Below are 14,249 nucleotides of genomic sequence, written 5' to 3' on the forward strand. Positions count from 1 at the left end.
ACAGGATTGAAGGGGTTAAGAATTATCTTGGAAAATAAAAAACAGAAAACATTCAGATAAATATTGTTTTACATAAATAAAACTTACCGTTTATTTATGAGTCAATAACTCCTTTAGCATTCCATTAATTTCTTTGACGCCTAACTTATTATAGATATTACGCCGATGTGCACTCACTGTTTTGCTCTTCATATCAAGCAGCCTTGATATATCACCATTACTTAAATCCGATAATATATACTCAAGAACTTCATTCTCTTTTGGGGTTAATTGTAATTTAACTTTCTTTGAAAATGCTATTTGATCAAATTTCTTTGGTTTTTTTTGTGAAGATAACAATTTAGCTATCGCCGCTTCTATTTTATTAACAGCAGCAGCCTTACATACCACACCATCACATGATTCTGACAGACAAATAATGTCTCCGGAGTTCTCTGGTGTGCTATAAAAAGCCATAATATAAGCAGATGGGCTTAATGTCCTTATCTGCTCAATAGAGTTTAAAACCTGAATTGAAGATGTATCATCAATAATAATAACATCCCCTGGGCCTAATGAATTAGATATAATCTCATTACTGATGGAGGGATATAGCTCAACATTAATATCCTGATATTTATCCAGGATATATTTCACTCCCTTAGTTATTATTTCTAAGGACAGTCTTGTTAAGCCACAATGACTAATCACAATGACTTTCATAACGTTGTGTTATTCCTTATTTAAAGTTTTGGTTTATTCAGAATGGAATTATATTAAGTTGCTGGCACATAAATAACGGTGCCGAAGCACCGTTATTTATGAATCTTGATGACGATTAGAAGTTGTATTTAACCCCTAACATAACTGCGGTATCACTGTAGCCTTTATCGCCCAATTGCTGACCGACATTGCCCCAGACATTGAGTTGCTTGTTTAATTGCCCCTCGACACCCAGTTTCAGCTCACCAATATTTTTCGCACCGGCCTGTTTCACATCAATCGAGTTCATATTGGCACCGAAGTCTTTGGTATTGTGGATCCAGTTGGCTTCCACAAACGGCTGGAACTCACGATCCTTGCCATTATCACTTTCGTGGTGGCCTTTCATATAAGAACGAACCCCCAGACGCGTCTGGATATTACCGTCGCCCTGACCATTCACTTGAGTACCATTGGCTTCACGGTGCTCATCAGCCTTCACCCCCATCCAGGTAATCTGCGCTTTCGGCTGGATAAAGTAGGTTTCATTTTTAGACTTGTTTTCACCAATCTTAAAGGTATAGCCGCTTTCAACCGAGGCGGTAATCCCCTTTGATTTGTACTCTTCAGAGACTAAACCTTCGCCCTGTACAGTATTGTTAAACCAGCTGTATTGCGCCCATCCATCCACATACAATCCGGATTTGTCTTCGTTATTGGCGTACCAGGTGCTGTACACACCCGCGGTGTAACCATCAACAGAGCCATCAGACTGGTAACCGGATGTCGAACGAGTGTTGTTTTTGCTGTTACCGTAACCCGCCATGACACCTAAATGTAATCGGTCGAGGTCATTGTTACTCCACTGGGCGATATCGCCACCCAATTGCATCACATACCGGTTGCTTTGGGTTTTCAACTGACCACTGGTATCACGTGAACGGTTATGGCCACCTTCATTTCTCAGCCACATGCTGGTCACTTTCTGCTCGCCGGTCAGGGCGTCGATATATTGAGTTTCCCCTAAACGATCGTGCAAGCGGGTCACAAACATCGTGTTAGCGGCAGCCAGGTTAGCGGTATAACTGCCCGCTTCAGGACGTTTGGTTTCTTCACCCGGATTAACCGGACTTTCTGGATCAACCGGATTCTCAGGGTCAACCGGCAAATTACTCAAGCTGGTCAGGTACCAGTTAGTCGCGTTCTGCCCTACACCACGTACCAGAGAATAGTCATACGCCCCCGCTACAATACGGCCACTTTTGAAATCACCGTCTGACTGGCCGTTGACCTGAATCAGTTCAATACCATTTAGCGTTTTAGCCCCCAGACCACCGGCGTTATCCACACTCACATTGGTGGTTCCGCTGGTGTTGCCGTTGACTATCATGCTGTCCGTGGCGGAGTTGTCATCACCCAGTGCGGTGTTGAAATGCAGTAAACCGTTGTTACCAATATAGTTGCCATTCACCACTAATTGATTGCCGGTGGTGCCCGTGCCGTCACTGGTCTTGTTGCCGATAAAGACCGTGCCGCTGTTGGTTAAATCCGTCCCAACGGTAAATACGTTGCTGGCAGGTGCCAACCGACTCAGTACTGAAGTCACCGATGCCACCGGGTTACCGACAAATAAGGTTCCCTGATTATCAATTGCCCCCGCCACACCACCAAAGCCGCCCATAAAGGCACCGTTGGCAATATTGACTTGCTGGCTAGCCAGTGTCATTGGATCTGCACTGCTGCCCAAGATCAGGCCGCCCGCGTTAATGTCAGTTTGACCGGTATAGGCCGCAGACTGTGTTAACGATACCGTGCCAACACCATTCTTAGTCAGACTGCCGCTGCCGGTAACGTTATTTGCCAATGCCCAATGAGTGGCCGAGTTCAAGACTAATGAGCCGTTATTGGCAACAGCTGCAGTGCCTAAATTCGCGGCCTGAGAAACCGTTAACTGACTGGCATTATTGATATCAAACAGGCCGCTGAACTGGCTGTTATCACCACTGGCAGTAATATCGCTGCTATCTTGCAATACCACACTTCCGGTATCACTAATCGCATTAACCAACTGACCTGCCGCACCGGTCAATGTTAATAGACCGGCATTGATAATGTCGCCATTTCCCAGACCGGCGACATCGTTCAGTAACGCTTGTGCGCCACTGGCAATCGTAGTCACCGCGCTCAGGCCACTGTTAGCGCCATTCACGGTCAGCACATCAGCGGCAATCGTCAACGCGCCGTTACCGGTGAGTTCACCGTCAGAAATACCGCCTTGACTCAGCGTCAGACTGCCACCATTGAAGTTCAATGATGAACCGGCAGTACCGTTCAATTCACCCACTGTCTGGCTGTGGCCATCCATATCAAAAACAGTATCGGCTGCCAGAGATAACAGAGACGTATTCCCCAGCACATTGTCATTGAGCATCTGCAAGGTTCCACTACGAACCTCAGTAGCGCCGGTGTAATCGTTGTCCAGATTAGACAGTGTCACGGTATTGCCTGCGCCAGTATCAATGGCCAGATCACCCATGCCGGTGATTTTGGCACTCAACTCTGCCGCCGGACCGGTTTTATTGGTGGCATACAGTGACAGCGCATCAGCACCGCTCCCCTGCAACTCAACTTGAGTCAGACCGTAACTCACATACAAACCATCGTTATTCACGCCACTGGTCAGGCGATAATCGTAAGTCCCTTTGGCGACAGTGGTGCCATTTTGGGCAATATCAGCCGTAGTGGCATCAGTAATGATATTGCCATACTGGTCTTTCAGCACCAGATTGCCGCCATTGCCCTGTACCGCTACATCACTTATTGCCAGTTGTAGCAGGGTATTGGCATCATCTTGTTCCATGATAGGTAATACCGGATTGACTGGCGTCTGGCTGTTGTCGACACTCTCAATATTCACCTCGACTGTACCGGTACCCAACAGGTCCATCTCATTGGTCGTGTGGATAGTGCTTTGCGCGACCGTTTCACCCGGTGTGCCGGTGTTAAATTTCGCGGTACCGCCGTCGAAAATTAGCCCGCCGATAGTCTGGACCCCGTCAGCGACCGTGGTGATGCTATCAGCACCCAGTTTCAGGCTGGCATTGACCAGTGCCGTGGTATTCTGTGCTGCCAGATCAAAAGTGGCATTGCCCAGAGCTAGCACTCCGTTAAAGGCATTCTGTGCTGCATTGGCGGTAAAGTTGAATGCATTACCTGCGGTATCAACACCGACCGTACCCAACCCATTCAACTTGCTGTTGAAATCGACGGCATTCAGGTTATTAACCTGCAACAAACTGCCGTCGCCAAGGTTGAAACCGGTATTCGCATTGTCATCCTGAGCATTACCCAACGCCAGCAGGACATTATCCATTGTCAGTGTTGAGTTATTGATCAGGTCGATGTAATCCATATTTTGGATGGCATCAACATTACTTAGGGTATAAAGCGAATTATCCAAAGTCAGTGTATCGGTACCCGTGCCACCATTCAGCGAACTGAATACGCCAGTATCAGCCAGTGTCAGGTCCCGCAGGATAAATTCGTCATCACCGCTGCCGGTGGTGAAATCAGTACCTTTACTGCCTTGCATCAAGGTGACTGTGTTGTTTCCAGTCAATAAATTGACTTGACCGATAATGCTGCCGCTAGTTTGGTTAGTGAAGGCCACACCGTTCCCGGTATTGGTCACAACCGCCTGTTGTGCTGCACTGCTGGCATGGATCGCGCCACTGTTAGTGAAACTGGTGACATAACCGTTGTTGATATCCACAACCGGGTTAGTAAGTGACTGTGATGTCAAGTTACCCGACTGCTCGACCTCACTGGTAGTGCCTTGCACAATCAGCGCGGCACCACCTGCGGCATCATTGACGTTCACACTGGCACCGGTTTTCAGATTCTGACTGGAATGAGTGACAATCCCTTTACCGGCAGCCGAATTGACATTAATCACCAGACCTGCGGAGTCAGACATATCCAGCGTATTATCGGTAATGGTGTTGCCAGTGTTGGCAAACAAAATACCGGTACCGCTGCCGTTAACATTGATGGTGCCCGAGTTGGTGGCCGCCATCGATGCGCCGGTGCGGATGCCCGCGCCATTGCCCACGGTCAACGTGGTGTCTTTTAACTGAATACCTGAAATTTCGGCTTGGTTCTCAATAGCATTACCTGAACCGCCGGCAGTCATGGTAATGGTTGCGCCATCGACAGTCAGTGCTGTGGCACCGGTATCTAGCAAGACACCGTGGGCTGTGCCGCCCGCTTTGGTTTCACCATTACCCGACAGAGTCAAACTGGCTCCAGCGCCCAATAAGAAAGCGGCGGTGCCATCAGTGGCATTAACAGTACCCGAGTTATTGACTGTCGAGTTGGCACCCTGAATATTTACTGCGGTACCATTTACTGAGATCAGATTCTGGTTTGTCAGTATCCCGCCATCCACCAGCACACCCGTGCTGCCGGACTGAGTAAAATCGATGGTACCTTTGTGGATCAACTCACCGCCATTGCGGGCAATATAGCCATAAGCACCAGACGCGGTGTTGCCAGTGGTCAATACTGCAGAGCTGGTTAAGACAGATTTGCCGGTAGCGCCGGTCGCTATCCCATCCAAGCCGTAATAGTTGCCGTCAACGATACCGGCAGTGGCACCATCGCCACTGAGTGTCAGGCTAGCGTCGGCTGTGATGATACCGGTCGCCCCACCTTCAACTTTCACCCCTGTAGCACCCTCACCTGAAAGCACCATATCTAGCGCACCAGAACTGAAGTTACTACCTGCACCTGTAACCTGAATCAGAGATGAATTCTGACCGGTTGCATTCATGGTCGAGGCCGTGGTTCCCGCAAAACTGGCTCCTTTATCAACACGATATAAGGTAGAGCCTTCGGTTGAAACCGTTTCATCACCACTGGCGGTATTATTGACGCTCGCACCCGCACCATAAATCAGGTATCCCACCTGCTTCTTACCTGACACAAATTCAACCTGACCATTACCGGTAACGTTGATGGTACCTTTATCTTCAGCCACCACGCCAATAGCCCCATCGCCAGACAGATTTACCTGACCGGAAAGATTAGCGACAGCACCGACACCGACGGCCTGAATACCGTAGTTGGCCAGATTGGTGGCAGCATCAAGTCCTTTATTGACATAAATGTTACCCGCATTCGTCGCGGCGCTGTTTGTCAGCACTTTCATACCAACGGTATTGATACCATTGATAATAATATCGCCGTTATTGAAGATATTAGTGGCATTTAAGCTGGAGGAAATACCGATATTCTGTGCCGCGTTTTGTCCTGGCGTTGCACCCGCACCATTGAGCTCAATAGTGCCGTTCTGACTCACAGCTGTTCTGGCTCCTTGTGCGAGAATCGCGGTGGAGTTTTCAGTTTTACTGCCAATAACAATTTTACCACCTACATTATTGATAAATGTGGCGATATTGCTCAAATTCACAGTATCTTGAACTAATTTAACCGCATAAGATTCGGTTTTTATTGCCAGGTCAGTGACCACATCCGTTAATGAGCGCTGAGCTTGGCGACCAATATAGACAGAGCCATTATTTTCAAAGGTAGAGCCTTTCTGAACACTCACCCCTTCATTCAGATATCCGGCTGCAGGCGATGTATCGACAGTGGCAGCAATATTGATATTACCGTTATTGACGAAGGTCGAGGTGCCGTCGATGATGGCCGCGCGGGTATAAACACTGGCGCCACGTGACGCGGTATTAATCACACCATTGTTAGTGACTGAAGAGGTGCCATTAGCCAAAATCGCGGTGTGACTGCCACTGGCAACATTCAGTGGTAATGTGGCGGTCGGTGTAGATTGGAAATCCAGCATATCAGGGTTAGTCCCTGCATCCAGCACCCCAGTGGCTTCATTAATAACCGTACTGTCAGTGGCAAAAATAATATTAGTGCCACGCACCGTGGCGGCAGCTGAACCTAAAATCCCGGCATTATTCAGTGTTGCACCGTCTTGTAGACGTACAACTGAAATATCAGTGTTAAAAGCTTGAATATTGGCATCAGACCCAATATTCACAATGGCATGCTGGCCATCACCATGAATAAAGGCAACGCGAGTAGAATCGATAATATGATTTACAGCATCATTGGCATCAATCCCCATATCTAGATAGATCGGGGTAACTTTTGGTGAGGTATTAGAGCCGTTAGTGAAATAGGCTCGAGCCAGCTCGGCCTGGTAGCCTTTACTGTCCAGAACAATCGCGCCACTTTTAATACCGGCGATCAAATCATTGTTGTATTTTTGAAAATCAGCAAAATTTTGAACATTTTGCGCACCTAAATAGGGACTGGTGAAAGCACCGGTAAAGTCATCAAGTACCGCATTGGCCACTGAGGTACCGCTATCACGAATATTATTACTATTATTACCCAGATTAACGACTGTTTTAGAATTATAATTTAGTACAGTATTCTGCGATGAGGCATTATTCGAATCGACATAGAACCCAGAAGAGGTAGTTGCTGCTGTCTCATTTTTTAAACCACCTTTAAGGATGGCGCTAAAATAATTCGTACTATCATTAACCCAACCCAGAGTTGTGCTACCAACATTGACCGTAAGATCACTGCTATCTTGCACATGGAATAAGTTACGATTCACATACTGACCATCCTCACCCACTGCGTAGGAGACTGGTACCGTAAAATCAGCAAGTGGCTTAATTGACATCGCGGTGCTGCTAAATACATTAATAGTAATTAATGCGCCAGTTCCTTTGGGATCAAGGAAGGTTTCAGTAACCATGTCGCCTAAATTGAAAATATTTTTACTGATCAGATTCTCTGCACCATTGAGGAAGTTCCCCGCTGGAATATCGCCTAGCTTGCTGTTTTTAAAGCCAGCATCACCTCGGGCAATGTTACTAAAGCTCCCCGATAAAGTATTCGCGGTGCCTGTAAATGATTGTTCAAAATCAACTTCTGGCGTAAATACCGGAACAGTAATATCTGCGGCAAAAGCAGAGCTAGCCCCTAAGGTCAACATTAAGGTTATAGCCATCTGACTTAAACAAGAAGGTGCCGTTAAACTTAGAGTAGCAGCGACAGTTCCTGAACAGCATGACTTGGTTTTTTTTCCTGACTTAGAAAACTCTGATGCAACATCGTAGCGACCTAAGGCACTATTCCAAATGACTCTAAATACTCGATTCATAAGACTCTCAACTTTATCTCTATAAATGGATTGTAATTAACGAGCAATATCCTTACTTGAATAGAAAGTAATTAACCTGGCAAGCCTCCACTGATAAATGGCTTAACTCTGACATTGCATCATTAATTAAATTATAAACGTACAAGATCATACATATATATAGGAGCTGAGGACAAAATGCGTAGGAGTAATCCTACAAATCATGAGCTCTCGATTTATTACACATATATATCAATGGATTATGCACAAAAACAGCATAGGAATTATCTTGTATGGACGTATTAGCCATATATAAGACACTTCCAATTTTCTATTTATCTTAGTGACTCTCTATAGGTATTCATCAAGAAGAAAACAAAGGGAAATACTCTCAACAAAAAAACAGCAGCAAGTACTTGTTGGTGAAGCACTTTTATTTATCATCGCAGATGTAAATTCTGAGAGCATTTTTAATGAAAACTGCACAATTATACACAAAAAATGAATTTATTGTGTTTTATGATCGCAATTTTGATAAATGCGACATATAAATCTAATCGATGAAAAATAAACATATTTTATAGGATATTATTCTATTTAAGTGTTTGATGCTTAGAATAAAAGATCGTCAAATTAAAATGATATGAAATAAGGTATATTTACAATTAAATTTTCATTGGATGTGTCTTAAAAAATAATGACAGATAAAAAACATTAAATAGGCAAATAAATAATAAGTTAATTATTGTTGAGAATTTAGTTTAGCGAGCATGAAAATACACTTAACCGTTAAAAATAACGAGTCATTCATAGCGGGCCGCTACAAAATAGCATTTAAAAGCAGATAAATAGGTGAGTGATATCTTTATTTGTAGAGGATAGATTATTGAGGTGATACCCATTAACCGAATGTGGGATTGACTCTAATAACGATGTGCCATACAAAATATAAAAATAGCAGCATAAGAATAGCTATTAGAATGGGTCTAAGAGGGGGCGGGTAAACGAGTTGGATACGGGTATTTCACAAAGTAACTGATACCGTATCCAACAATTGCGAATATCTAGCGAGATGAAGCTTAGCGGAATGGGGTGGCGTCCCCCGCTCCTTCACGGATAACTTCAGGTGACGAATCAGTCAAGTCAATAACCGTTGTCGGTTGCTGGCCTAATGAGCCACCGTGAATGATTAAATCCACTTGTTTGCCCAAGTGTTCTTTGATCTCTTCAGGATCTGATTCAGCGAAATCATTACCAGGCAACATTAAGGTGGTCGACATCAATGGCTCACCCAATACATCCAGCAGAGCCAGAGCGATAGGGTTAGAGGGGACACGCAGACCAATAGTTTTACGTTTGTCATTCATCAAACGCCGGGGCACTTCTTTGGTCGCTTTTAAAATAAAGGTGTAATTGCCGGGGGTATTATTTTTGATCAACCGAAATGCCGAGTTATCGACATAGGCGTAAGTCGACAGTTCGGATAAATCACGACATACCAAGGTAAAATTATGATTGCCATCCAACTGACGAATACGACAAATACGCTCCATTGCCGATTTGTCTTCTAAACGGCAACCAAGGGCATAACCGGAATCTGTCGGATAGACAACAACCCCCCCCTTACGCAACACATCAACGCTTTGGTTGATCAGCCGTGGCTGTGGGTTTTCCGGGTGAATATAAAAAAACTGACTCATGACTTTACCTCATCATTCAACATTCGAGTTGGCTGGCTCTGTAGGCCAATCACGCCATACCGGCTCCACCCCAGCGGGCAGCCACAATTTGCGGCCTAGCTCAATCCAAGAACAAGGTTGATGGAAATCAGACCCTTGGGATGCAAGTAAATTATAATCGCGCGCATATTGGGCAAGCTGTGCTCGTTCGTGGGGGGCTTGCTGGCATTGAGCAACCTCCATGGCATCGCCGCCAAACTCGGCAAAATGAGCCAATAGCCGTTTCAACCATTTGGCGGTTAAATCATAACGACCAGGATGCGCCAGTACCGCTTGCCCACCAGATTGCTTAATTGCATCAATAGCTTGTTCTATTGTACACCATTGCGCGGGAACATAACCGGTCTTGCCTTTGGCTAAATATTTTTTAAAAACCTGCCCAACATTGCTGGCCAGTCCTAGCTCAACTAAATAGCGAGCAAAATGCCCACGGGTAACCTGACCACCACTCGCCAGCCGGTTAGCCCCTTCCCAGGCATCTGGAATACGTGCTTTTGCCAGACGAGCGCTTATCTCCTGCGCGCGAATATAGCGATGATGAGATTGTTCACTCAGCAGCTGGCAAATACTGTCATGATGAATATCAATGCCGAGTCCCACAATATGGATTTCATGGTTTTCCCATAAAGTAGAAATTTCAACGCCGGGGATAAGCCGTAATGCCAGTTGCTGCTGCGCAATAGTCGCTGCCGCTTCTGCTAATCCCGCCGTCGTATCGTGATCGGTGATAGCCAAAACCCCCACCCGCATCTGCGCTGCTCTTATCACTAGCGCCGCTGGCGTCAACGAGCCGTCCGATGCCGTGGTATGGCTATGCAAATCATAGAGTGTAAATGCCGTTGAACCAGCGACGGGATCAGGTAAATCAGCCGGACCCGATAAGGTGGCGTTATCAGATAAAACGAGTTTATTTGTCAAAACGGTCTTATTAACCAAAACAAAAATCCAGAGAAAACGTGGTTGAGTATGATACCTGCTAATAAGATTTTTACGCACCTTAATTGAAACTCGCACACGTCAGCCGCGCAAAGCAGATAAAAAAACAATCATTCAGGGGGTTGACATTCACCTCGCGAACCAGTTAACTAGTACACAAGTTCACGGGGCACTAAATTGATGTTCCCAAATAAAGCAATCTTAGAGAGTAGTGACTGAAATGAAAACTTCCCTGATTTCCTTACTGCGTTGGTGGCACATCTCCCTCACTCGGGCGATGTAATCACGCATATCAGTCATCAGACAGTGCAGATTGCTTCAGCCCGCTAATAGCGGGTTTTTTTATGGACAAATTTTGGCGAAATCACTTTTTCAGGATCAACAAATAATGATGCAAACCTCGCGCCCTACTTTACAGCTACTCACCGCCACGGCGTGTTACCGCGATGATCCTACCACACTGTTTCATCAACTTTGCGGCGCACGCCCTGCCACTTTGCTGCTCGAATCAGCAGAGGTGACCAGCAAACAGAACCTGAAGAGTCTGCTCATTATCGATAGCGCACTGCGCATTACCGCATTGGGACAAAAAGTGACCCTTGAGGCGCTCACCCGCAATGGTGCGTCTTTGTTAACATTATTAGATAGTGCCTTACCGGCTGAAGTTGATATTCAAGTGCGCCCTAATGGCCGTGAATTAACGTTCCCGGTCATTACTGCGGTACAAGATGAAGACTCTCGCCTACAGGCGCTGTCGGTTTTTGATGCGCTGCGGCTGCTATTAAAACTGGTTGATTCCCCAGTCTCCGAGCGCCAAGCCATGTTCCTTGGCGGCCTGTTTGCCTACGATTTGGTGGCGGGTTTTGAAAACTTACCGCCACTGCGCCATGAAAATCGTTGCCCGGACTTCTGCTTCTATCTGGCCGAAACCTTGTTAGTGTTGGACCATCAAAATCGCTCAACCCATTTGCAAGCCAGTCTGTTCACCCCGGATAACACCGAGCATCTGCGCCTGAGCAGCCGCTTAGAGCAACTTAGCCATCAATTGCAGCAAGCGCCGCAACCAATTCCGGCAAAATCAGTTCCTGACATGACGTTACAGTGTAACCAATCAGATGAAGAATATGGCGCGGTAGTCAGTCAATTACAGCACGCTATTCGTGAGGGAGAAATTTTCCAGGTGGTCCCGTCACGCCGATTCTCACTGCCTTGCCCATCTCCTCTGGCGGCTTACCAAACCCTGAAAGACCATAATCCCAGCCCTTATATGTTCTTTATGCAGGATAACGAATTCTCTCTGTTTGGCGCATCACCTGAAAGCGCACTGAAGTACGATGCGACTAACCGCCAAATTGAGATTTACCCCATTGCTGGTACCCGCCCACGTGGTCGCCGTGCCAATGGCGAGTTGGACCGCGATTTAGACAGCCGCATTGAGCTGGAAATGCGGACTGACCATAAAGAACTCGCTGAACATTTAATGCTGGTGGATTTGGCTCGTAATGACCTGGCGCGCATTTGTGAGCCCGGTAGCCGTTATGTTGCCGACTTAACCAAAGTTGACCGCTACTCCTTTGTTATGCATCTGGTTTCCCGCGTGGTGGGGACTCTGCGCCAAGATCTGGACGTACTGCATGCTTATCAGGCTTGCATGAATATGGGGACCTTGAGCGGCGCGCCAAAAGTTCGAGCCATGCAATTGATTGCTGGCAGTGAAGGTGCGCGACGTGGCAGTTACGGTGGCGCAGTCGGCTATTTTACTGCCCAGGGTGATTTGGATACTTGCATTGTTATCCGCTCGGCTTATGTCGAGGACGGTATCGCGACAGTGCAGGCCGGAGCCGGTGTGGTGCTCGACTCCATTCCACAGGCGGAAGCCGATGAAACCCGCAATAAAGCACGCGCTGTGTTGCGGGCGATTGCCACCGCACACCATGCCAAGGAGGTGTTCTAATGGCTGATATCTTACTGCTCGATAATATCGATTCCTTTACTTATAACCTGGTTGATCAACTGCGCTCCAGTGGCCACCGCGTGGTGATTTATCGTAACCAAATTGCGGCCGAGACCATTATTGAACGCCTGCAGCAACTCGAACAACCGGTGTTGATGTTGTCTCCTGGCCCCGGCACTCCTGCACAAGCAGGCTGCATGCCTGAATTACTGCAACGGTTATGCGGCCAATTACCGATTATCGGTATTTGCCTGGGTCATCAGGCCATCGTTGAAGCTTATGGCGGTCACGTGGGTCAAGCGGGTGAAATATTGCATGGCAAGGCCTCAGCCATTGAACATGATGGGCAAGGGATGTTTGCCGGTCTGCCAAACCCATTGCCGGTTGCCCGCTACCACTCATTAGTCGGCAGTAATATCCCGGCAGAATTAACCGTTAATGCCCGTTTTGGCGAGATGGTTATGGCGGTTCGTCATGATGCGCATCGAGTTTGTGGCTACCAGTTCCACCCGGAATCGATTTTAACCACGCAGGGTGCCCGTTTGCTTGAGCAGACATTGGCTTGGGCGTTATCCCCATCCTACGCAAAGCCGCAGGGGTGTTAGCTGCTCTCTTATACCCAAATCACTGACCAGAGTTAGCTTACTGCCTACCTGCAACTCCACGTTCTCGGGGCGGGTGTAAATAAGGAATATCAGATGCAAAATTTATCTTCTAAAGACATGCTGTTAGCCAAAGATCTGTTACTGACTAAAGAGCAGTTATTAGAAAAACTGTTTCAGGCCGAGGTCATGACCCAGCAAGAAAGCCAGATGCTGTTTGCGGCTATCGTGCGTGGTGAGCTGGAAGCCAGCCAACTGGCAGCAGCATTAATCAGCATGAAAGTTCGCGGTGAAACCCCGGCCGAGATTGCCGGTGCTGCCCAAGCGTTGTTGGCCGATGCCCAACCCTTCCCGCGCCCTGATTACTTGTTTGCAGATATCGTCGGTACCGGTGGTGATGGCACAAACAGCATTAATATTTCCACCGCCAGCGCCTTTGTTGCTGCCGGTTGTGGCATAAAAGTCGCCAAACACGGTAACCGCAGTGTATCTAGCCGTTCTGGCTCGTCAGACTTGCTGGCTGCGTTTGGTATTCGTCTGGATATGACGGCTGAACAATCGCGGCTAGCATTGGATGAATTAGGGGTTTGCTTCCTGTTTGCGCCGCAGTATCACACCGGTTTTCGCCATGCCATGCCAGTACGCCAACAGTTGAAAACCCGCACCCTGTTTAATGTGCTGGGGCCATTGATTAACCCTGCTCGCCCACCACTGGCATTAATTGGTGTTTACAGCCCAGAGTTGGTGTTACCCATTGCACAAACCCTGAAAGTGCTGGGTTATCAACGCGCTGCAGTGGTGCATGGCGGCGGAATGGATGAAGTGGCTATTCACGCGCCAACGCAGGTGGCAGAGCTGAATAACGGCAGCATCGAAAGCTATGAATTAGCCCCAGAAGATTTTGGTTTAAACCGCTATCCACTGGGTTCGTTGCAAGGTGGCGCACCTGAAGAAAACCGTGACATTTTAGCAAGGTTGTTACAAGGTAAGGGTGAAGCAGCGCACGCCGCAGCCGTCGCGGCTAACGTCGCGTTATTACTGAAGTTGCACGGTCAAGAAAACCTGCGTCATAACGCACAACAAGCATTGGAAATGATTCACAGCGGTCAAGCTTTCTCACGAGTGACTGCTCTGGCAGCAAGAGGATAAAT

Annotated in this window: 6 protein-coding genes, 1 pseudogene and 1 other annotated feature; of the genes and pseudogenes, 3 read left to right on the forward strand and 4 right to left on the reverse strand. The window is 47.1% G+C overall.

Features of this window, described 5'->3' with window-relative positions; all coding sequences use genetic code 11:
- Positions 1–90: 90 nt before the first annotated feature.
- The 4 genes from DJ58_RS19220 to rnm form a co-directional block, all read right to left on the reverse strand.
- Complete coding sequence (locus DJ58_RS19220; protein WP_032910827.1) at positions 91–702, reverse strand: helix-turn-helix transcriptional regulator; 612 nt, start codon at positions 700–702, stop codon at positions 91–93.
- Positions 703–817: 115 nt separating this feature from the next.
- On the reverse strand, positions 818–7,888 hold the full coding sequence (locus DJ58_RS19215; protein ID WP_032910828.1) for an autotransporter outer membrane beta-barrel domain-containing protein: 7,071 nt from the start codon (positions 7,886–7,888) through the stop codon (positions 818–820).
- Between the two features lie 1,058 nt (positions 7,889–8,946).
- Complete coding sequence (locus DJ58_RS19210; RefSeq protein WP_004708342.1) at positions 8,947–9,567, reverse strand: L-threonylcarbamoyladenylate synthase; 621 nt, start codon at positions 9,565–9,567, stop codon at positions 8,947–8,949.
- Between the two features lie 12 nt (positions 9,568–9,579).
- Positions 9,580–10,542: an RNase RNM gene (gene rnm / locus DJ58_RS19205; protein ID WP_032910830.1), complete on the reverse strand. Its 963-nt coding sequence runs from the start codon at positions 10,540–10,542 to the stop codon at positions 9,580–9,582.
- Between the two features lie 220 nt (positions 10,543–10,762).
- Here rnm and trpL point away from each other — a divergent pair, with 220 nt between their 5' ends.
- From trpL to trpD, 3 genes and pseudogenes are all read left to right on the forward strand, one after another.
- Positions 10,763–10,825, forward strand: a complete 63-nt coding sequence (trpL, locus tag DJ58_RS23300) for a trp operon leader peptide (RefSeq protein WP_115155793.1) — start codon at positions 10,763–10,765, stop codon at positions 10,823–10,825.
- Positions 10,787–10,888 (forward strand) — a sequence feature (Trp leader region). It overlaps the preceding gene by 39 nt.
- Positions 10,889–10,933: 45 nt before the next feature.
- Positions 10,934–12,496, forward strand: coding sequence for an anthranilate synthase component 1 (locus DJ58_RS19200; protein ID WP_032910892.1), 1,563 nt, complete (start codon positions 10,934–10,936; stop codon positions 12,494–12,496).
- Positions 12,496–14,247: pseudogene (trpD, locus tag DJ58_RS24070) on the forward strand (anthranilate phosphoribosyltransferase). The gene DJ58_RS19200 and the pseudogene trpD overlap by 1 nt, the downstream one beginning before the upstream one ends.
- The last annotated feature ends 2 nt before the right edge of the window (positions 14,248–14,249 follow it).

The sequence above is a fragment of the Yersinia frederiksenii ATCC 33641 genome (assembly GCF_000754805.1).
GTDB lineage: Bacteria > Pseudomonadota > Gammaproteobacteria > Enterobacterales > Enterobacteriaceae > Yersinia > Yersinia frederiksenii.